Here is a 20,323-nt window from a genome sequence, read left to right as displayed (position 1 = left end):
CTCGAAAGGACTTCAGCGATGACAGGACAACTGCGCCCACACAAGGGCAACGAAAGAGCGTTCGACAACCGGCACCCCGTCGATCGTCTGGCTTTGGTGCGTCGCGAGAAGAAGCGCTGGGAAGAGGAAGAGGAGCGCATCAAGGCGATCGTCCTCAACCAGATGGAAGACGCCGAGAGCTACGGCGGCGAGGAGTTCATCGCCAAGGTGAGCGAGCAGCGCCGCAAGGGTCGGCTCGACGAGAAGCTGCTGAAGAAGGCCGGCATCGACGTCGAGCGCTACCGCGCGCCGGACACGATCATCCGCATCATCCGGACCGAGCAGCGTGTGCTGGAGGGCGACGAGTGATGGGCGACCGCCGCTGTTCAAATTGTATTTTTTGGGATCGGTCCGGAGTTCGCGAGTACGGCGAATGTCGGAAGAACCCCCCAAAGCCGACGATCGCTAACGCCGAGTTCCGAGGATTGCTGGCCGCACTTGTAAGTGCAGCGGAGCTTTATGTCGGTAGCCCGCATGAAAAATCGGAACAGGGGAAAGCCTTTCAGAGGTTGTTCGATCACATCAACGAAGAAAGCGACGAGTTCAGTCGCTGGACTGGATGGCCTAGCGTCTTTGATAACGATTGGTGCGGCGCATACTTCGCCAAGAATGCAAGCGATGTTGATCGTGAGAAACATTCAAAGGCACCTGAGGAGGCGGTAAAACCGGGGCTCCTCCATGAATATCTTACGGTGACGGAGCTCGCACGCGATCTTGGCGTAACGGTGCGAACCATTCATCGCTGGCAAGCTGGTGCAGACGGAATCCCAGCTACCCGTATCGGCGCCAGGACACTCTTTCAAAAGGCGTCTGTCGCGGTCTGGCTAGCAGAGCGGCAGCAAAAAAATGCTGGAGGGATCGCCTAATGGTCCTCCTTCCGCAAACCTTCCTTTCTCCGACGATCACGGCAATCGACGAGTCTCTCGAGCGGCGCCAGCGTCCTCGGCATCAGCGCCGACTGTCCGGATCCATGATCGGTCGTTCCTGCGAGCGGTCGATCTGGTATCAGTTCCGCTGGGCCTATGAGCCGGAGCGCCATTCCGGCCGCATGCTTCGACTGTTCCAAACCGGGCATCTCGAAGAGCCGCGCGCGTTCGACAACCTTCGGGCCGCCGGCGTCCGCTGCAGCGATCGCGATCCAGAGACCGGCGATCAGTGGACTTGGGAGGCGCTCGACGGCCACTTCGTCGTCAAGGCCGACGGCCGGGGTCACGGCTTCGTCGAGGCGTGGAAGGCCGAGCATGTTATCGGCATCAAAACGCACAACGACAAGAGCTTCTTGCAGCTGACCCGCGTCGGCGTCGCGGTGGCAAAGCCCGAACATGTGGTTCAGGCACAAGCGGAGATGCACTGCTCCGGCATCCACCGGTTCTTTTACTACGCCAAGAACAAGAACGACGACGCGATCTACGGGGAACGGATCCGCTACGACGCGACGCAAGCGATCGGCATCATGGCGAAGGTCGAGCGGATCTTGCATGCCGTGCGGCCGCCAGCGAAGGTCAGCGATGATGCCGACGACTTCCGGTGTCGCTTCTGCAGCGCGCGCAGCGTCTGCCATGAAGGTGTCTTTGCCCCCCGCAACTGCCGGACCTGCCTTCATTCGACGCCGGTCATGGGAGGCGAAGCCGCCTGGCACTGCGAGAAGCATGGCAGCGCTTTGCTCCTGTCCGATCAGGAGATGGGCTGCCCGGATCATCTGTTCATTCCGGAGCTCGTCCCCGGAGATCAGATCGATGTGTCTCCCGACGAATCGACCGTCACCTATCGGATGCCCGACGGTTCGTCGTGGATCGACGGCGGGAACGACAGCGAGGCGGCGGCATGAGCGCGCTCGCCACTTACGAGGATCTGATCGCTAGGAAGGCGGTTGCCTTTACGCCACGCGGGTTCGAAGGCGCGATCGACCTTCATCCCGATCTCTTCCCGCATCAGCGGGCGGCGACGGAGTTTGCCCTTCGCGCCGGATGCGCGGCGCTCTTCCTCGATACCGGTCTCGGCAAATCATTCTGCGCACTTGAATGGGGCAGGTTCGTTGTCGAACGGACCGGAAAGCCTGTCTTGATGCTTGCGCCGCTGGCCGTCGGGTATCAGCACGAGCGCGAGGCTGCGCGGTTCGGCATCGACGCCCGATACGTTCGGGCCGGTGACGAGATCGAAGGCGCCCGGATCTACGTCACGAACTATGAGCGTCTCGACAACTTCGTCGTGTCGAGGTTCGGCGGCGTGATCCTGGATGAAAGCTCTATCCTGAAGAGCTTTGCCGGCGTCACGACCCGCAAGCTTATCCAGGCGTTTGCCGGCATCCCATATCGGCTCTGCTGCACGGCGACGCCGGCTCCAAATGACCATACCGAGCTCGGCACCCATGCGGAATTTCTCGGCGTCATGCGGCGCGACGAAATGCTACCGCGGTGGTTCATCCACGACAGCGCCGATACCGGCACTTGGCGCATCAAGGGTCATGCCGTCGCCGACTTCTGGCGCTGGGTCGCTTCGTGGGCGCGCTGCGTCTCCTTGCCCTCTGATCTCGGCTTCGACGACGGCGCTTATGTCCTGCCGCCCATCATCGTGCGAGAGCATCTTGTCCACGCCGATCGATCTGTCGACGCCGGCGAGGAGAAGCGAGGGAAGTTCGCCGGGCAGGGACGATTGTTCCGCATGCCCGACACGTCCGCCACGTCCATCCACGTCGAGAAGCGACTGACGGTCGATGATCGGGCCGATCTCGTCGCCGAATGCATTGACAGCGATCCGGAAGAAAGCTGGATCGTCTGGTGCGACACGGACTATGAGGCGGACGCCGTCAATGCGCGCATGCCGGACGCACAGGAAGTGCGCGGGTCGATGCCGCTCGCGACCAAGGAAGCGCGTCTCGACGCGTTCTCTCGTGGCAGCCTCCGGGTCCTCGTCACTAAGCCATCGATCGCCGGCTATGGCCTGAACTGGCAGCACTGCGCTCGTATGGCGTTCGTCGGGCTCTCATTCTCCTACGAGAACTACTATCAGGCCATCCGCCGGTGCTGGCGGTTCGGGCAAACCCGGCCCGTCGAAGTTCATATCGCGATGGCCGACACAGAAGCCGCCATCAAGCGCGTCATCGACCGTAAGGCCGGTGACCATGCCGCGATGAAGCGCGAGATGCAGGGCGCCATGCGCGCCGCGCACCAATCGCATGAACGAAAGATCACCTATTCCCCCAACATGGAGGCCGGGCTGCCAGCCTGGTTGTCGGCATGAACGTTCTCAACGTGCATCACGGCGACGGTTTCAGCGCCTACCACGCAGACTGCGTCGAAGGCGTTCGCGCCCTGCCTGACGCCTCGGTCGGCTTCTCGATCTATTCGCCGCCGTTCTCGCACCTGTTCATATATTCCGACAGCGAGCGCGACATGGGCAACGCGTCGAGCGATGCAGAATTCCTCGAGCATTACGGCTTCCTGCTTCACGAGTTACATCGCGTCACCAAGCCGGGCCGCCTCACGGCCGTCCATTGCACCGACATGCCGCGCACGAAATCGATGCATGGCGAGGCCGGCCTCTGGGACATGCCCGGAGCGATCATCGAAGCGCATCTGGCCGCCGGCTGGACCTACCATTCCCGGATCACGGTCTGGAAGGATCCGGTCGTTGAGATGCAGCGCACGAAGGCGCATGGCCTCCTCTACAAAACGCTCTGCAAGGACAGCGCCCGGTCTCGCCAGGGACTGCCAGACTACGTTCTTGTGTTCCGGAAGACGCCGGACGACGAGAAGACGGTAGAGCCTGTTGGCAAGGACAAGGCTCTCTTCCCGGTCTCACAGTGGCAGCAATGGGCATCGCCCGTCTGGATGGACATCGACCAAACCGACGTCCTGTCGGCTCGTGCTGCCCGTGAGGAGCGGGACGAGAAGCATCTCTGTCCTTTGCAGCTCGATCTGATCGAGCGCGCGATCAGGCTTTGGTCGAACGAAGGCGACGCGATCCTATCGCCCTTCATGGGCATCGGATCCGAGGGCTGGGGCGCGCTGCGCACGAAGCGGCGCTTCATCGGCTTCGAGCTAAAGGAGGCCTACTTCCGCCAAGCCGTTCGCAACCTCTCGAACGTTTCCGACGCCACCTTCCATGGCTCACTCTTCGACGGGATGGCCGCGGCATGATCGCCCTTCGATCCTACCAGGAAGACGCAATCGCGACGACGCTCGACTACTGGAACGCCGGCGGCGGAAATCCGCTGGTGGACCTCGCGACGGGCACGGGAAAGAGCGTCGTCATCGCCGAGCTGACCCGGCGTCTTCTCTCGAACTTCCCGGATCTCCGCGTCCTGATGCTCGTCCATGTGAAGGAACTTGTCGCGCAGAACTGCGCGGCCGTGCAGCGGCTCTGGCCGCAGGCCCCGATCGGTCTCTATTCCGCCGGCCTCGGCAAGCGCGAGAGCTATCGGCAGATCGTCTTCGCATCCGTCCAGTCGGTCTACCGCAAGGCGCGCGAGCTTGGGCGGCGTGATCTCGTTCTCATCGACGAGTGCCACCTCGTGCCGAACGCCGGCAACGGGATGTATCGCCGACTGCTCGACGATCTGGCGGCACTGCCGGGCGCCGACATGCGCGTGGCCGGCTTCTCGGCGACGCCCTATCGCCTCGACAGTGGGCGGCTGGACGCCGGCGCCGATCGGCTCTTCGACGAAACCGTGTTCTCCTATGGCATCGGGCAGGGCATCGCCGATGGCCATCTCTCGCCGTTGATCTCGAAGGCATCGGCGTCGGAGATCGACGTCTCCTCGGTCCAGCGACGCGGCGGAGAATTCGTCGCGGGCTCTCTGGAGGCCGCGGCCATGGATGACGACCTCATCCGGCGCGCGGTCGATGAGACGATCCGTTTCGGACAAGACCGGCGCTCCTGGCTCGTCTTTTGCTCCGGCGTCGCGCATGCCATCGAAGTCCGTGATGCGATGCGAGCGCGGGGCATTCACGCCGAGACGGTTACAGGAGACACGCCGACCGCCGAACGAGATCGGATCATCCAAGACTTTCGTTGCGGCCGCATTCGCTGCCTGACAAACGCGAACGTCCTAACGACCGGCTTCGACGCACCGGCGACTGATCTCGTCGTCATGCTCCGCCCGACGCTCTCCACCGGCCTTTACGTCCAGATCGTCGGTCGCGGGACACGCCTTGCGAATGGCAAGGAGAACTGCCTCGTCCTCGACTTCGCCGGCAACATCCGCCGGCATGGGCCGGTCGACGCCGTGTCTGTCGGACCGTCGAAGTCCGGCAAGACGGACGGCAAGGTCGAGGTCGGCGAGGTCCGGTCGAAGGCATGCCCGAACTGCGAAAGCATGGCCGCGCTCAATGCCAGCTCCTGCAAGGAATGCGGCTACGAGTGGCCGCACAACGAGAAGCCGAAGCACGAAGCCGAGGCCGATGCGAACGCGACGATCCTTTCGTCCGAGCCGCAGCGTCCGCAGAGTTTCGGTGTTGTCGACTGGCAGCTGCGCCGCTGGGAGAAGGCTGGGTCGCCACCGACCATCCGCGTCGATTACGTCGTCGGCCTGACACGCGTATCGGAATGGGTCTGCCCTGAGCACGATGGCTATGCCGGGCGCAAGGCGGCGGAATGGTGGTCGCGCCACCAGGGCACGACACCCTATCCGGACGATGTCGACGAGTTCCTCGACCGATCGTCAGAACTGACCATGCCAGCGGCCATCTTCGTCAAGCAGGAAGGCAAATATCAGCGCGTGGTCGGGCGTGAGTTCGGAGCGCAGGCGGCATGAGGATCCTCGCTACCAACACGATGCGCGGCGCGATCGCGCGAGGGGTCACGTTCGTTCCCGATCCAGAAGCCAGACGCATCAGCTTCGAAGAGCGAATGCGTTCAGTGGAAGCTGAAGCGCAGAAGACTGATCCCGAGATCGCTGAACCCAATCCAATCGATCGAAAGCGGGAAGAAGAAGAAAAAGCGGAAGCGCTTCACGCTGCCCGGGAGCAGAGGATCAAGGAATGGCTTGCGACAGCATCCAAGTTCGAGCGGTTGTCCGCCCATAGCATCATCCGACGCTTTTCACGCGCCACTGGCGTGTCGGTCGACGACCTGAAAGGCCCATCGAGAAAGCGGCAGATCGCGCGTGTCCGCATGGCGGCGATCTATTGGGTGAGACGAAGGCTGCAGGTGTCATATCCGATGATCGGACGCGTCTTCGGCGGTCGCGATCATACGACCGTGCTGCACTCTGTCCAGCGGTGGCCGCAGAAGCGGCTGGAGCGTCGTCGTGGCAAAGCCTGACGCCTGGAAGGAGCAACGAAGCGGGGAGCAGGTCGATCGCTTCGACGACACGGTCTGCGGCGTCTGCGCCCGAGAGGCGACAGGTATCGGCTACGCGCCTCGCAGTTCTCGGGGGACGCCCGATCGCCCCATTCTCTGGATCTGCGACGATCCAGACTGCATCGAGATCGCAAGGAACTCATACGACATGCGCCAAGAGGATTTTACCAGAATCGAAAGCTTGGCGTCGCACGAAGGCGGCCATGCCCTCGAGGCTTTCTGCGAGGAAATTGGAAAGTTCGATTTCCGGGAATTCAGCCAAGCGGAGTTCTTCGAGGCGAACCGGCGGATGGTGGCCGGATATCGATCGGCTCTGAAGATCAAGCTGCGTGATGAGGCGCCGTTCTGAGATGACCGGATCCCAGTCGGATGAACCATGGAACCTGACTGTCGCGCTATCGCTGGCGCGGCAGGGTCTCGCCGTTTTCCCGGTGCAGTCGGGAGGAGAGAAAGCGAAACGTCCGGTGCCGTTCTTCCGGTGGCGAGAAAATTCATCGACCGACGAGAAGGAGATCCGCCATTGGTGGCGGCGTTGGCCTGATGCCGCGCCAGCTCTCGATCTCGCCAAGTCCGGGTTGCTTGTCGTGGACGCAGACAGGCACGCGGCTGATGTGGACGGAGTTGAAGCATGGCGCGACCTGATGGCCGCTCATGGCTTCGAACCGAGCGGCATGCCTGTGGTGGCGACGCCCAACGAGGGGTGTCATTTCTTTTTCCGGCAGGATGGGAGCTTCACCAACAATCGCGGCGCCCTGCCGCCTGGTATCGATGTGCGAGGCAACGGCGGTTATGTCGTCGCCCCCGGCGCTATCATGGCCGATGGCAGAACCTACGACCTTGATGGAGACCTGTCCGAAGCGATCGAGGTGCCACAATGGCTGGCTCAAACACTGGCAAAACGAGGACCGACCCCAGGCGGCCAGAGTGATGCTGACGGCTCCGAGCGGCATGGCCTGAATGAAGGGAACCCAACCATACGATATGATCGTACGGTTGAGGATGAGACGTCGGCAGACGAGATCGCCGAGCTTCTCTCGCACGTGCCGTCAGACTGCGGCTATGACGAATGGATCCAGGCTCTGATGGCCGTCCATGCGGCGACCGGCGGATCCTCGACAGGCTTCTCGATCGCTGACGCCTGGAGCTCGCGCGGCACGAAGTATCGCCAGGGGGAGGTCGCAGCGAAATGGCGATCCTTCCGCTCTTCCGGCATTAGCCTGGGCAGTCTCGCAGAAATCTCTCGTCGCTACGGCGCCGACTTATCGGCCATTCGCATTGCGCACATGCCGGAGGACAGGGCTGCGATCGACCATGGAGCCAGGATCGCTGATGCCCTGCGCGCAAGCTTCGACGCCAAGGTTCTGATCGAGCATCCCGACGGCACGATCACGACTGCCGACGGCGAGGTGGTCGATGCACCCGTGCTGCAGGAGCGCGTGATCGTGCGGCCCGCGGAATTCCCGGAGGGGCTCGTCGGCGATATCGCGCAATGGATCTGCGACACGGCTAGGCGGCCGCAGCCCTCGCTCGCGCTCGGCGCCGCACTGACCATCGTCGGGACGGCGGCAGGTCGCCAGTTCGTCGGCCCGACGGGTTCCGGCACTCATCTCTATGTTCTCGGCCTCGCGCCGACGGGACAGGGAAAGGACCATGCCCTTCAGCAGATCGCGCGCATCATGCGGGCGGCGCAGCTCGGTATGCATGTCGGGCCCTCCGAATTCATTTCTATGCCGGCTGTGATCAACTTCCTTCTGCGCTCGCCGCTGACCGTCTGCCCCATGGACGAGTTCGGCGACTTCATGGCCCGCATCCTTCACAAGAAGGCGTCGAGCTTCGAGCGGTCGGTGGCCAAGGTGCTGCGCTCCATGTGGGGCATCAGCTTTGGCGAGTACCAGTCGCCGGAATGGGCGGGTCGCTCGGCGTCGACCATCCATGCGCCGGCGCTGTCGATCTACGGCGTGTCGACGCCTGAACAGTTCTGGCGCGCGCTCGAGGGTGCGGCGATCGAGGACGGCACGGTCAATCGCTTCACGCTCGTCGGCGGCGACCAGCGCTCGATCGACCGCGATCCGGACTTCGATCCGCATGTCGTGCCGCAATGCATCCTGGATGGCTTGAAATCGATCTACGAGCGGTCCGGCGCCGTCCAGCTCGGCCGACGCAACGACTCCGCCGCCAACCCATCGGACGTCCGCCGTGAGCTGCCGTGGCAGGATGCGGAGGCGCAAGGCGCGTTCGAGACGTTCAAGACGGCGACGGAGGCGAAGATCGAGGACCCGGCCACGTCCGCCTTCTACGCTCGAACCGTGGAGATGGCCGTCCGCATTGCGACGGTCGTTGCTATCGGCCGTGTCGGCGGCCAGGAGAGCGTCTCGCTGCGTGACATCGAGTTTGGTATCGCCATGGCCGAAACGAGTTCTGCGATGATGCTCCTTGGCGCCCAGGACTACCTTTCGAATAGCGAACACCAGTCGCAGGCTCAGAAGATCCGGCGCATCATCAAGAGCCGAGGCGGGCGCATCCAGCGCAAGGCGCTGCTCGTCGCCATGCAGCACAGTCTTCGCGCCCGTGACCTGAACGACCTCCTCAAGGCGATGGAGGAGGCGGATGAGATTGTGTCAGAGGACGTGGCGCCGGCTGCCGGCGGGCCGAAAGCGAAGTGGTATCGAATTCGGGTTTGAAACGAGCTCTGCCGCTTCAGTTTCTCAGGAAGTCGCTGATAAAAAGTCGCTCGATGACGCCGTCGCGGAGGGTTGGCTTTGCTCGAACGCCAATGGGTCGCCGCGAGGCCATTGCTGAGACGTAAGGATTATTCGCCTGGGCAAAAGCCGGATCGGTGATCCGCGCCCCAATTCGAGTTTCCAGATCATCAGCGAGCGAAACACGGCACGCGCCGGTCTCCATATCGAGTTCTGAGATCATCACCCGGAAGTCGCGTTCGTCGCCAACGTCGATTTCGCTATCTGACAGAATGGCGTCGCGCTCCGCCGCTCCAATGGTCACGCTTTCGGTGCGATCAGCGTTCCCGACAGTCAGGCTCGCGGCGGTGTTGCCGATCGGCGCGACTGCTTGGCGAGCAGCCGGGCGCAAAGCGTCAGCCAGACGATCGATCGTATCCATCATCCGATCGATTTGATTCTGGTCACGATGTCCTAGGGCTTGGATCGCCTTGTCCAGGCTGTCTTTAATTGCGCGCATTTCCTCACGTTGGCCCGCTGCGCGCTTGAATATATAGGTGATCAAGCCCGCGAGTAAGGTCGCCAGTGTGCCGGATATCAGCGGGTTTTCCGCCGCCCATTTCACATAGGCCATCACTTCGAAGCAGTGTGCCTCCGGCGGCCTTACGACCACCTTAACACTCATGGCGTCGCGATGCTGAACAAAGCGCTCGGTCGCCACGAAATTACCGGTTACGCCGATGATCCTAGAAAGCCCCTTCAAGCTCTCCGCTAGCGATCCTAGTTCAATCTCATGATTGGCCGCGTCGAGACCGTCATAACGAATGAGAAGGCCATCGCCGATCTGGTCTTTCATCCCGTAAGCCTCCCATCGCTGCCCAACCGCAGCGAGAAGGCCAATCTCTCTCGGATCAGATGAGTCTGCCAGCGAAAATTGTGCGCAGCGTAGTTCACGTCGTTGTTCACGATCGACCGTGAACCACGTGAACTACGAGATGAACAAAATCGCAATTCTGAACGGAACCGCGTGAACTACGTGAACTACGGCGTGAACAACGAAATATGAAAATATCTATATATATCAGTCATATAAGTTCGTAGTTCACGTAGTTAACGTAGTTCTCCTGATTGTCCTCATAATGCTACCCTAGATGGCTTTCGGATGGGAATTTGGGGTGTATACGCGAGAGGGTGTGAACTACGTGAACTACGCATCGTGCCCAGTGAACACGTAGGCCAGCGCCTTGACGATCCGGCGCCAGTAAATCATTCTCCATCTTGCTCGTAGCATTCCGTCACGGGCTCCGCGTCGCCACCGCAGGAGCCCACCTATGACTTCCGACCAGCCCTCGTGGTACGTCGTCCGCACCAACCCGCGATGCGAGGAGCGTGCCGCTGCTGGCCTGCACGCTGCAGGCTTTCACGTTCATTTGCCACGAGGCGTCAAACTCGTTCGACGTCGGCATATGCGCACAAAACAGTCTGTGCGGTTTCCCTTGTTGACTGGATATCTTTTCGCCGGGCTGTCACGCGACACGCCTTGGTTCTACGACTTGCGCAAGGTGGATGGCGTCGCCAAGATCCTGGGGCGAGAGATGACTGACGACGAGGGGCGGCAAGAGCGATACGTTCGAATTCGCGCCGACGTGGTCGACGAGTTTCGCACGCTGGAGTTGGCAGGCGCCTTCAGCGAGAAGGACGTGGACGGGGAGGGCGAGGATGTTCCGCATTCATTCGAACCCGGTGATAGGGTCGTGGTGACGAAAGGTCGGTTGTCCGGGATCGAGTTTGTATTCGATGATTATTTTGGCCGACATGCAGCAAAGGTTGTGGGGCAGATGCTCGGATCCCACAGGTTTATCGAAGTGCCCCTTGCCAGTCTTGCGAAGGCGGCGTAATTCTCCACTCGGTCGATGCGTCGATCCTCGCGGAACCCGTAAGGGCGGACCGCAGGGCGCACCCGGACGACGCGGCAAGCGTTCGTCGAGGATGTAGGTTTATGGGCTCGCGAAAGCGGGCCTTTTTCGCATCCGCCGTATGGTATCCTCCCCCAGCGGTGGTTCCGGGCGCCGCATCGGATTGTCATTGGCGTGGCTTCTGATGCGGCGCAACCATTTTGAGGCGGTCAACGTCGTCCTGAGCCATCTTACCCCACCTTAGCCAAAGTCGATAAGATCGGATCGCCTATGGCATCGAAGCGAGGGAAACTCCTGGCGTGCCTGCTGGCGATCGCGCTGCCTCAAGCCTTTGCTGTGCGCCCCGCGACCCCGATGCTTCCCAAGCCGGAATGGCTCGCTGATGTCGGCAACCGGTGGGCGCGGCGAAGGGATGCCAAACTGGCCCGTGGCTAAAATAGTCGGAGAATAGCAATGCGCGGCTCCAAACCCGGCGAGCGCCGTGGCGGCCGTGCCAAAGGCTCGCAGAACAAGACGACGCGACAGCTGAAGGAAGCCATCCTTCAGGCCGCTGAAGAGGTCGGAGAGAACGATGCTGGCGATGGCGGTCTTGTCGGCTATCTGCGGCGCGTCGCTAAGGAGGACGTGAAGGCGTTCGCCGGTCTCCTCGGCAAAGTTCTACCTCTTCAGCTTTCCGGAGCCGATGGCGGTCCGGTCGAACTTATAACCCGCATCGAGCTGGTCGACGCCGATGGCGACGGCGAGGGTTAGGCTTCCGCCGAAGCTTCGACCTGTCTTCCTTGGCGACGCTCGCTATCGTGGCTCCTATGGAGGTCGCGGCTCTGGCAAAACGCGCACCTTCGCAAAGATGGCTGCTATCCGAGCCTATCAGGCGGCAGCCAACGGCCAGAGCGGCGTCGTGCTCTGCGGCCGCGAGTTCATGAACAGCCTCGACGAGAGCTCGATGAGCGAGGTCAAGTCGGCGATCGCTGATGAGGCTTGGCTCGCGCCGTTCTTCGACCTCGGCGAAAAGTACATCCGCACGACAGGCCTTCCTGGCCGTGTCGACTTTCGCTTCGCTGGACTGCGGCACAATCTCGATAGCTTGAAATCGAAAGCGCGCATTCTCATCGCCTGGATTGACGAGGCCGAGAACGTCACAGAGGCGGCGTGGCGAAAGCTTACGCCAACGGTTCGCGAGGACGGTTCTGAGATCTGGCTGACTTGGAACCCGGAGAAGATCGACAGCCCGACGAATAAGCGATTTCGGGTCAGCCCGCCGGAGGGCGCGAAAATCGTCGAGCTGAACTGGCGCGACAATCCATGGTTTCCCTCAGTTCTGGAAGCCGAACGCCTTTCCGATCAGTCTAGGCTCGATCCTGATACCTATCAGCACGTTTGGGAGGGTGGCTATCTCACGAATTCCGATCGGCAGGTGCTGGCGGGGAAGTGGGAGGTCCGAGACTTCGAGGTTTCGCCATCATGGGATGGACCGTACCAGGGCGGGGACTTCGGCTTTGCACAGGACCCGACCGCTGCGGTTCGATGCTATGTCTCCGGCGATACGCTTTTCGTCAGCCACGAGGCCGGCAAGGTTGGGCTGGAGCTCGATCATACGACGAACTTCCTAAAACAGCGCATTCCCGACTTCGACTGTCACACGACGCGCTGGGATAGTGCTCGGCCGGAATCCATCAGTTTTCTTTCTCGGCACGGGCTGCCTCGTTCGGTGGCGGTCGAGAAATGGAAAGGGAGCGTCGAGGACGGTATTCAGTTTCTGCGATCTTTCCGCCGCATCGTGATTCACTCCCGATGCACCGAATTGGCGAAGGAGGCTCGCCTCTACTCCTACAAGATCGACCGGCTTACCCAGGAGATCCTGACGGACATCGTTGATGCTCACAACCATTACATCGACGCACTGCGATACGCGGTTGGTCCGATGATCAAACGGTCCGGCAGCGTCGCCATGTTCCTGTCGTCAAGGAATCGGTGATGAACGCTCTGACGCGCATCGGCAACTACGCGGCCCGCCGGCTCGACGTGATGTTCCCTGGGTTCTTCCCAGGCGCCAAGCACGACCACAACCGCGACTTCGGCTTCCCGCCGGATCTGACGTTCGACCTTCTCTACCGCATGTATTGCCGCAACAGCGTGGCCGCAGCGGGCGTGGACAAGACGGCGCTGAAGACGTGGCAGGACGAGCCATTTCTCCTTGAGCAGGAGCGAGACGGGTCCGAGACGGCTAGGAAAGAAACGCCGCTCGAGAGGGAGATCAGGCTTGCGGCCAAGCGGCTGCGGCTCTGGTCGAAGCTGGCCACAGCCGACCGCATGTCGATGGTCGGGCGATATGCCGGCGTGATCCTGCGGCTCGGCGATGGTGAAGCATTCGATCAGCCGGTCGGGCGCGTTCCCGGCGGGCTGGAAGGCCTCAAGGGAGTCGAGCCAGTCTGGGAAGGCCAACTCAAGGTCGGCGAATACGATCAGGACGCGACCAGCGAGACCTATGGCGAGCCGCGCTGGTATCAGTTCGACGAGAGTGCCATCGGCGACACGAAGGCCCGCCGGCAATTGCGCATCCATCCCGATCGGGTGCTCATCTGGTCGGAGGACGGGACGATCAACGGCCGGTCCATTCTGGAGCCCGGCTACAACGACCTGATGACCATGGAGAAGGTCTCGGGTGCGGGCGGTGAGGGGTTCTGGAAGAACGCCAAGAGCTCCCCGGTGCTGCAGGTCGACAAGGAGGCGCAGATCGGCCTGATGGCCCAGGCCATGGGCGTCACGCCAGAAGAGCTGGCGGATAAAATGAACGCCCAGGTCGCCGACTGGCAGAAGGGCTTCGACCAGCTCCTCATGCTCCAGGGGATGGAAGCCAAGACGCTCTCCGTCACCCTGCCGAGCCCAGAGCACTTCTTCGGGGTGGCTCTCCAGAGCTTCGCGGCCTCCATCTCCATGCCGGTCAAGATCCTGGTCGGCATGCAGACCGGCGAACGCGCCAGCCAAGAGGACGCGGCCGAGTGGGCGCAGACCTGCATGGGCAGAAGGGCCAACGTCGCGCACCCGGCGATCATGGAGCTCGTCGCTCGGCTGGTGCGGTTTGGTATCCTGCCCGAGAAGGACTGGTTCATTGACCAGGCTGATCTCACCGAAGCGTCAATGGCCGAGAAGATCGACCGCGCTTCGAAGATGGCCGACACCAACGCCAAGATGCAGGCCTCAGGGGAGTGGATCTTCACACCTGAGGAGATCCGTGCCGCCGTTGGCTACGAACCGCTGAGCGAAGCTGAGAAGCTGCGAGACACGGCATCCGAAGAGGATGTGGCCGCCGCCACCACACCGCCGGCCAACGAAGACCCGGCCGCCGAGTAACCGGAGCCATCCATTGTCCAAGACCGTCCGCGTCAACGTCACCACGTTGGCGAACGCGAAAGCCGTGCGCCGTGAAAAGCGCAACGGCCGCGACGTCCTGATCGTGCCCAGCGCCACGCTGCCCGACAACGTGGTGATGAACGGCATCCTCTACCCGGCGGACGAGATCAAGACCTCGTTCAAGAGCCTGGAGCGCACCCCGGCGCCGCTCGGCCATCCGATGGTCAACGGCAAGTTCGTCTCCGCCAGCGATCCCGAGGGCATCAACATCGGGCACATCGGCGCCTGGAACGAGAACGTCCGCCAGGAAGGTGGCCGGGTGCTGCTGGATAAGGTGATTGATGTTGAGGTGGCCAACCGCTCTGAGGGCGGCAAGGCGGTGATCGCGGCCATTGAGGCGGGCGGGCCGGTCCACACCTCCACGGGTCTCCTGTGCGTCCTGGAAGCGGCCAACGCTGCCGACCACAAGCACATCGCCCGCAGCATTCGTTTCGACCACGACGCCATCCTGCTGAACGAGGCAGGCGCCGCCACGCCCGAGAAGGGCGTCGGCATGCTCGTGAACTCATCCGGTCAGCCGGAAGAGGTCGAGGTCATCAATTCCGCTCTCGCCGACATGGCCGAGCAAGAGATCGACTACGCGGGTTCCCGCTTGGTCGAAGCGTTCCAGCGTCGCGAGCAAGCCGGCATCTGGGACCAAGTGAAGTCCGCCATCATGGACGCCCTCGGAGGCGCCAAGCGGGAACCCAAGACCAACAATCAGGAGAACGACATGTCGAATGTCTCGAAAGAGCAGTTCGATGCGCTCTCCGCGAAGGTGGACTCCCTCGCGGACGCGCTCAAGCCCGATGCCCTGGCCACCGCTATCGGCAATGCGGTCACCGCGGCGGTCAAGCCGATGACGGACGCGCACAACACCCTCGTCGCCAACCAGAAGGCCAAGGATGACGCCGAGCTCGAGGAGCTGCGCGGCAAGATCGTGAAGGCGAACCTGATGGACGAGCCCGCCGCGAAGGAGCTGACGCTCAACGCCGCCCGCGCGCTGGCCAAGAACGCCAAGCCGCAGGGCGCCGCGCCGCTGAACCCCGCGTTCGCCGGCAACAGCAACCAGGGCAACGGCTTCAAGGCCCCCAAGGCGGAGACGAAGTAAGATGGGCCGCTACAACAAGATCAACCGTGGCCCGGCCAGCGAGACGCTGCCGCAGGCCCATGAGGCCATCTGCGACACCTCCGTGCTTCCGGGCACCGTGGTCGCACGCTCTGGCGGCAAGTTCGTTCCTGCCACTGCTTCCACGCGCGGCCGCATGTTCGTCGTGCAGGACAACTACCTCGCCCAGAAGCCGGTCGAGACGGCGTGGCCCGCTGGTGACCGCATCGTCGCTCTGGAACTGCTGGACGAGCAGAGCTTCGCGGCCCTGATCCCGACCGGCAACAACATCGCGCTCGACGCCGAACTTGCCGTCAACGCCAACGGTCGCCTCGTGGCGGCAGTGTCCGGCAATCAGGTCATCGCCTTCGCGGGTGAGGCCTACAACAACACCTCCGGCTCCGACCAGCTCATCGCGGTCCGCCCGGCCCGCAACTACATCAAGCCCTAAGGAGGTCGGCGATGCGATATTTCGACGATCAGCTGATCGCCAACTCCCGAGCTCACGGCAACTGGTGGGACGAGGTCTGCCTCAATCGCGAGTTCTTCCACCGCACGGAAGAGGGCATGGCCGCTGTCGGCAATGCCGCCTCGGTCCTCCCGCGCGACGCCTGGCAGGATCTCGACGACATCACCCGTCGCGTCATGCGCGCCGATGAGGGTCAGACCTGGATGGCGGACCTCATGCCGCTCGCCAAGACCGTCAACATCGGCAAGATCGTGCATCTGAACCGCGTCTCGGGCGACGCCGGCTCGGTGACCCGCTCCATCTCGGGGCAGGTGCCGGTCGGTCTGGACAAGGTCCAGTACGACTACCGCGGCTCGCCCGTGCCGATCTTCTCGACGGCCTATGGTCGCGAATGGCGCGAGTGGAACACGCAGCAGTCCGAGAACTTCGACGCGATCGCCGACGACGACGAGGCGCACACCGCCAAGATCCGCCGCGACATGGCGCTCTACGCGCTCAACGGCGATGCGACGGTCGTTTTCCAGGGCTATACCGGCTACGGCATCAAGACGTCGCCCTACGCCAAGGCAATCAATCTCGGCTCCGGCACCGGCGGCGCGAACATCGATCTCACCACGGCCGACTGGCCGGCGATCGACGCGTTCTTCAACGGGCCGTTCGGCGCGATGCTGGACGCGAACTTCGTGTCGCAGCCGGTCAATCTCTACATCTCGCCGGAGATCGCGCGGAACCTCGACCGCCAAGTCAACACCTCCGCCGGCCTTTCGCTCGGCACCCGCCTCCAGCAGCTTCAGGCCAACCGCCGCATCGGCAAGATCGCGGTCTCGTTCGAGCTGACCGGCAACGCCTTTTTCGGCTTCGTGCCCTCGGCGGATTACATCCGGCCGCTGATCGGCATGGCGGTGAACACGCAGGCGATGCCCCGCAACTACCCGACCGCGAACTATCAGTTCCTCAAGATGGGCGCGATGGGCATCGAGATCCGTGCGGACTGGAACGGTCGCTCGGGCGTCTTCTACTCGGTCGTGATCTGATGCGAGGCTCCGCTTGGCTGCGGGGCCTCCTCTCACTGTTCGTCTTGCTCGGGTATCGCCGATGGAGAGCGATTGATCGCGACTATCCATGGGTGCTGCAGGAATGCGCGCTCACTGGCGAGCTTCGAACAGTCGTTCCTGGGCACGGTATCCGCCACATCGACCCCTCGAAACGCCCGCGCTGGCAGGCGCAACGGTAAAGGAATCAAGCCATGCGAATCCGCATCAAGGCTCCCTACGAGGGCGCGCAGAGCTCTGGCGTCTACGGCCAGGACGGAGAGATCCCGATCGGCACTGAGATCGATGTCAAGGACGAGCCCACGGGCTGGGCGGGCCGCTACGAGGTCATCTCGGGCGGCGACAGCGACGAGGGCAAGACTCCCGTCCTGAACCCCGAGCTCGGCGAGGTCGAAGTCGGCGCCACGAACGAAAGCGGCCGCACGGGCGAGCCGGTCGGCGATGTGCCTGTCGGACCTGGGGGCGTCGGTGGCCCGGCGGTCTATGCCGTCAAGGAGAAGGGTTCAGGCTGGCTCGTCATCACCAAGGATGGCGAGGAGGCGACCAAGTCCTTCCGCAAGTCCGAGCTCGACGGCTTCGACGCCATGTCGGACGAGGACAAGGCCGACTTCGTCAAGGCGAACCCGAAGGACTGACCCATGGCGGGATACGGCAGCGACGCGGGCTTCCAGGCTTGGCTGACGGGTAACGGATACAGCCTGCCCAACGGAGCCCCGTCGCCTGCCGTGCTTCGCCAACGGGGCAGCGATTACGTGGACGCCACCTATGGCGCCCGCTTTGCCGGTTTGCCCGTCGCGTTCGATCAGGACCGGGCGTGGCCACGTGTTGGCGCCTTTATGGGCAGCCTCAGCATTCCGAGCGATCTCGTTCCGAAGGCCGTCGAAATCGCCTCTTACGCCGCCGCCTTTCAGGAGGCATCCACTCCCGGCAGTCTCGCCGCAGTCGGAGCGCCAGGGGCGGCGGTGAAGCGTGAGAAGGTGGGCCCGCTGGAGGTCGAGTACCAAGACGCGATCCTCGACGGCACGGCTTCCAGCATCACGCCGCTGATCTCCTCGGTGGATGGGCTGCTCGCGCCTCTGCTCCGCCCGGCCACTGCCGGCCTCGGCATCTGGTCTGTGGGGTGCTGACGTGGTCTTCGACTATGCGAAGTCCCAGGCTACCGCCGATCGGCTCATCGCGCGTTTCGGACAGGCTGGCACCATCCGCCGACGGTCGAGTGCCGGGGGCGCCTACGAGCCCGATCCTGCCCAGACCATCTCCGACCACCCCTGCAAGCTCGTCGTCACCGATTACACGGTGCGGGAGCGCGAGAGCACGCTGATCGGCTCGTCCGATCGCAAGGTGCTGGTCGCCATGTCAGGCCTCGACATAGTGCCGACTTCCGCTGACCGGATCACGGTGGCCGGCGACACGCTCGAAATCATCAACGTGATGCCGCTGTCTCCCGGCGGAACGACCGTGCTCTACGAGATCCAGGCGAGGGCGTAATGTTGGAGATCAGGCGCATTATCGCTTGGCAACTACTCTCCTGGCTGGTCTGGATTGTTCCAGCGCAGCATCTGAAGACCCTGATGGCCCTCATGGCTGTCCGCGATGCGATGCTTGAAGATGACCCGGCCTTCCAAGACCATCTCCGGAAGCAGCGCTCCTGATGGCCTACCGCGACGAGATCGACCGCCTGCTTGCCCAGTACGGTGAGCAGGTGCGCACGGCGTTTCTGTCGGCCATTGACGACATCGCCAACAGCGTGACGCTGAAGGTGATCGTGGAGCGCCTGGAGCGCGGCGATGTGAACGGCGCCATTGAGGCGATCGGGCTCGACCCGCAGGCCTTCGAGCGTCTGGAGCGCGCCATCGCCGATGCCTATGCCGGCGGAGGGGAAGCGGAGGTCGGCAATCTCCCTGCCATTCGCGAGCCGTCCGGCGCCCGCGTCATCTTCCGGTTCGGCACCCGGAACACCGAGGGCGAGCGGCAGCTTCGGGAGCACTCCTCGACGCTCGTGACCCGCATCGTCGCCGACCAGCGTGAGGCGATCCGTGGCGCGCTGTCTGAAGGACTGGCGGAGGGCAAGAACCCGCGTGCGACCGCCCTGGACGTCGTGGGCCGCATCGACCGAGCCACCAACCGTCGCACGGGCGGCATCATTGGCCTTACGGCGGCCCAGGAGCGCTATGTCGCTTCCGCGCGGGCAGAACTGGCATCAGGCGATCCGAAGCGCCTACAGGCCTTCCTGGAGCGCGAGAGGCGCGACAAGCGGTTCGATCGGACCATCAACGCCGCCATCAAGTCGGGCAGCGCGCTCCCGGCCGAACTCGTCACCCGCATCACCGGACGATATGCCGACAGTCTGCTCGCTCTCCGCGGCGAGATGCTGGCCCGAACTGAGACCATGACGGCGCTGGCCAAGGGTCGGGACGACGCGATCCGGCAGCAGATAGACAGCGGCAAGATTGCCAATGAGGATGTGACGAAGCGCTGGCGATCCGCGAAAGACGAGCGGGTACGGCTCACGCATCGCATTCTGGATGGAAAGAGCGCGCCGATGGATGGGTTCTTCGTCTCGCCATCCGGCGCAATGCTCAAACATCCGTGCGATCCAAGTGCGCCTGCGAGCGAGGTCGTCGGCTGCCGGTGCTTCATGGTCTATGAGGTGGATCGCATCGGCGTGGCGGTGCGAAAGATGCAGGCGGCCTGATGAGCAACCTTTCATTTAGCGCGGCGGTCGCCAAATGGGTTCAGGAGACGGAGGTTCTTGCCGAGGCCGTCTTCCATGAGAGCGTCGAAGAGTTGCTCAACAGGGCGTCGATGGAGGTCCGTGGCGGCGGGAACATGCCCGTTGATACAGGCACCTTGCGGGCCTCATTGACGCTCAGCGCCACCGCAATGCCGCCGATCAAGACGGCAGAGGAGGGCGCTCCGACCGTCTACAGCGGCGCGGAGATCGCGGCACAGATCGAAGGCTTCGCACTCGGCACGACGATCTATGCTGGATGGACCGTGGCCTATGCGGCTCGCATCGAATACGGCTTCGACGGCGTGGACAGCTTGGGGCGATACTATTCGCAGCCCGGCCGGGGCTTCGTGCGCAAAGCGGCGCAGGACTGGTCTGAGATCGTCAATCGGTCGGTTCGCCGCGCTGCCGCGAAGGTCGCGTTCGCTCAGTCCTGAACTTTCACACCATCCAGCTTGTCGGCACTCTCTTCGCCAGCCTTGAGCAGACTGAACATCAGAATGTTGAGCGATCGACGGGCGGCCTTGAGGGCCGTGTCCGCTCGCACCGTGGCGCCTGGCGACGTGCCGAGCTCGCGGAGCGCTGCAAAGAGGCGGTCGTAAGCGGCTGTGTCGTCGAGCGGATCGGCCATCGCAGG

24 protein-coding genes are annotated in these 20,323 nt (G+C 63.0%); 22 read left to right on the top strand and 2 right to left on the bottom strand.

The window, feature by feature from the left end; all coding sequences use genetic code 11:
* Window positions 1-96 precede the first annotated feature (96 nt).
* The 9 genes from IEY14_RS20880 to IEY14_RS20845 are packed head-to-tail and all read left to right on the top strand — an operon-like array spanning window position 97 to window position 9,023.
* The gene (locus IEY14_RS20880) at window positions 97-348 is read left to right on the top strand and encodes a hypothetical protein (protein ID WP_210318517.1); all 252 of its coding nucleotides are present in this window, start codon (window positions 97-99) and stop codon (window positions 346-348) included.
* Window positions 348-905: a helix-turn-helix domain-containing protein gene (locus IEY14_RS20875; RefSeq protein ID WP_188911972.1), complete on the top strand. Its 558-nt coding sequence runs from the start codon at window positions 348-350 to the stop codon at window positions 903-905. The genes IEY14_RS20880 and IEY14_RS20875 overlap by 1 nt, the downstream gene beginning before the upstream one ends.
* Window positions 905-1,867, top strand: coding sequence for an oxidoreductase (locus IEY14_RS20870; protein WP_188911970.1), 963 nt, complete (start codon window positions 905-907; stop codon window positions 1,865-1,867). The genes IEY14_RS20875 and IEY14_RS20870 overlap by 1 nt, the downstream gene beginning before the upstream one ends.
* On the top strand, window positions 1,864-3,279 hold the full coding sequence (locus IEY14_RS20865) for a helicase-related protein (RefSeq protein WP_188911968.1): 1,416 nt from the start codon (window positions 1,864-1,866) through the stop codon (window positions 3,277-3,279). The genes IEY14_RS20870 and IEY14_RS20865 overlap by 4 nt, the downstream gene beginning before the upstream one ends.
* Window positions 3,276-4,178, top strand: a complete 903-nt coding sequence (locus IEY14_RS26020; RefSeq protein WP_244639614.1) for a DNA-methyltransferase — start codon at window positions 3,276-3,278, stop codon at window positions 4,176-4,178. The genes IEY14_RS20865 and IEY14_RS26020 overlap by 4 nt, the downstream gene beginning before the upstream one ends.
* Complete coding sequence (locus IEY14_RS20860) at window positions 4,175-5,794, top strand: DEAD/DEAH box helicase (protein WP_244639623.1); 1,620 nt, start codon at window positions 4,175-4,177, stop codon at window positions 5,792-5,794. The genes IEY14_RS26020 and IEY14_RS20860 overlap by 4 nt, the downstream gene beginning before the upstream one ends.
* Entirely contained in the window at window positions 5,791-6,303 is a 513-nt protein-coding gene (locus tag IEY14_RS20855) for a helix-turn-helix domain-containing protein (RefSeq protein WP_188911963.1), read from the top strand. Before IEY14_RS20860 ends, IEY14_RS20855 begins: the two co-directional genes overlap by 4 nt.
* Entirely contained in the window at window positions 6,290-6,691 is a 402-nt protein-coding gene (locus IEY14_RS20850; RefSeq protein ID WP_188911961.1) for a hypothetical protein, read from the top strand. The genes IEY14_RS20855 and IEY14_RS20850 overlap by 14 nt, the downstream gene beginning before the upstream one ends.
* Window position 6,692: 1 nt before the next feature.
* Window positions 6,693-9,023: a bifunctional DNA primase/polymerase gene (locus IEY14_RS20845; protein WP_188911959.1), complete on the top strand. Its 2,331-nt coding sequence runs from the start codon at window positions 6,693-6,695 to the stop codon at window positions 9,021-9,023.
* A gap of 16 nt (window positions 9,024-9,039) precedes the next feature.
* Here the strand turns inward: IEY14_RS20845 and IEY14_RS20840 are convergent, their stop codons facing one another.
* Window positions 9,040-9,876, bottom strand: a complete 837-nt coding sequence (locus IEY14_RS20840; RefSeq protein WP_188911957.1) for a DUF7946 domain-containing protein — start codon at window positions 9,874-9,876, stop codon at window positions 9,040-9,042.
* Window positions 9,877-10,351: 475 nt separating this feature from the next.
* On the opposite strand from IEY14_RS20840, the gene nusG reads away from it, so the two are divergent.
* From nusG to IEY14_RS20775, 13 genes are all read left to right on the top strand, one after another.
* Window positions 10,352-10,918: a transcription termination/antitermination protein NusG gene (gene nusG, locus IEY14_RS20835; protein WP_188911956.1), complete on the top strand. Its 567-nt coding sequence runs from the start codon at window positions 10,352-10,354 to the stop codon at window positions 10,916-10,918.
* Between the two features lie 471 nt (window positions 10,919-11,389).
* Window positions 11,390-11,686 carry a hypothetical protein gene (locus IEY14_RS20830; RefSeq protein ID WP_188911955.1) on the top strand — a complete coding sequence of 99 codons (297 nt, stop codon included), beginning with the start codon at window positions 11,390-11,392 and terminating at the stop codon, window positions 11,684-11,686.
* Complete coding sequence (locus IEY14_RS20825) at window positions 11,667-12,911, top strand: PBSX family phage terminase large subunit (RefSeq protein WP_188911954.1); 1,245 nt, start codon at window positions 11,667-11,669, stop codon at window positions 12,909-12,911. The genes IEY14_RS20830 and IEY14_RS20825 overlap by 20 nt, the downstream gene beginning before the upstream one ends.
* On the top strand, window positions 12,911-14,287 hold the full coding sequence (locus IEY14_RS20820; protein WP_188911953.1) for an anti-CBASS protein Acb1 family protein: 1,377 nt from the start codon (window positions 12,911-12,913) through the stop codon (window positions 14,285-14,287). Before IEY14_RS20825 ends, IEY14_RS20820 begins: the two co-directional genes overlap by 1 nt.
* Before the next feature lie 13 nt (window positions 14,288-14,300).
* A complete protein-coding gene (locus IEY14_RS20815; RefSeq protein WP_188911952.1) occupies window positions 14,301-15,437 on the top strand; it encodes a hypothetical protein in 1,137 nt (378 codons plus the stop codon).
* Between the two features lies 1 nt (window position 15,438).
* A complete protein-coding gene (locus IEY14_RS20810; protein WP_188911951.1) occupies window positions 15,439-15,885 on the top strand; it encodes a hypothetical protein in 447 nt (148 codons plus the stop codon).
* A gap of 11 nt (window positions 15,886-15,896) precedes the next feature.
* A complete protein-coding gene (locus IEY14_RS20805) occupies window positions 15,897-16,937 on the top strand; it encodes a major capsid protein (RefSeq protein ID WP_188911950.1) in 1,041 nt (346 codons plus the stop codon).
* 212 nt (window positions 16,938-17,149) lie between these two features.
* Window positions 17,150-17,590: a hypothetical protein gene (locus IEY14_RS20800; RefSeq protein ID WP_188911948.1), complete on the top strand. Its 441-nt coding sequence runs from the start codon at window positions 17,150-17,152 to the stop codon at window positions 17,588-17,590.
* Window positions 17,591-17,593: 3 nt separating this feature from the next.
* A complete protein-coding gene (locus IEY14_RS20795) occupies window positions 17,594-18,082 on the top strand; it encodes a DnaT-like ssDNA-binding protein (protein ID WP_188911946.1) in 489 nt (162 codons plus the stop codon).
* Window position 18,083: 1 nt separating this feature from the next.
* A complete protein-coding gene (locus IEY14_RS20790) occupies window positions 18,084-18,443 on the top strand; it encodes a hypothetical protein (RefSeq protein WP_188911944.1) in 360 nt (119 codons plus the stop codon).
* Entirely contained in the window at window positions 18,443-18,607 is a 165-nt protein-coding gene (locus IEY14_RS20785; RefSeq protein ID WP_188911943.1) for a hypothetical protein, read from the top strand. Before IEY14_RS20790 ends, IEY14_RS20785 begins: the two co-directional genes overlap by 1 nt.
* Complete coding sequence (locus IEY14_RS20780) at window positions 18,607-19,650, top strand: phage minor head protein (protein ID WP_188911941.1); 1,044 nt, start codon at window positions 18,607-18,609, stop codon at window positions 19,648-19,650. The genes IEY14_RS20785 and IEY14_RS20780 overlap by 1 nt, the downstream gene beginning before the upstream one ends.
* Complete coding sequence (locus IEY14_RS20775; protein ID WP_188911939.1) at window positions 19,650-20,123, top strand: hypothetical protein; 474 nt, start codon at window positions 19,650-19,652, stop codon at window positions 20,121-20,123. Before IEY14_RS20780 ends, IEY14_RS20775 begins: the two co-directional genes overlap by 1 nt.
* Here the strand turns inward: IEY14_RS20775 and IEY14_RS20770 are convergent.
* Complete coding sequence (locus IEY14_RS20770; RefSeq protein WP_188911937.1) at window positions 20,114-20,317, bottom strand: hypothetical protein; 204 nt, start codon at window positions 20,315-20,317, stop codon at window positions 20,114-20,116. The two genes, IEY14_RS20775 and IEY14_RS20770, sit on opposite strands and share 10 nt — an antisense overlap.
* Window positions 20,318-20,323 lie beyond the last annotated feature (6 nt).

This window comes from Aureimonas endophytica (assembly GCF_014642635.1).
Lineage (GTDB): Bacteria > Pseudomonadota > Alphaproteobacteria > Rhizobiales > Rhizobiaceae > Plantimonas > Plantimonas endophytica.
The sequence above is the reverse complement of the archived record's forward strand: the minus strand, read 5'-3'. Positions and strand labels throughout refer to the sequence as shown.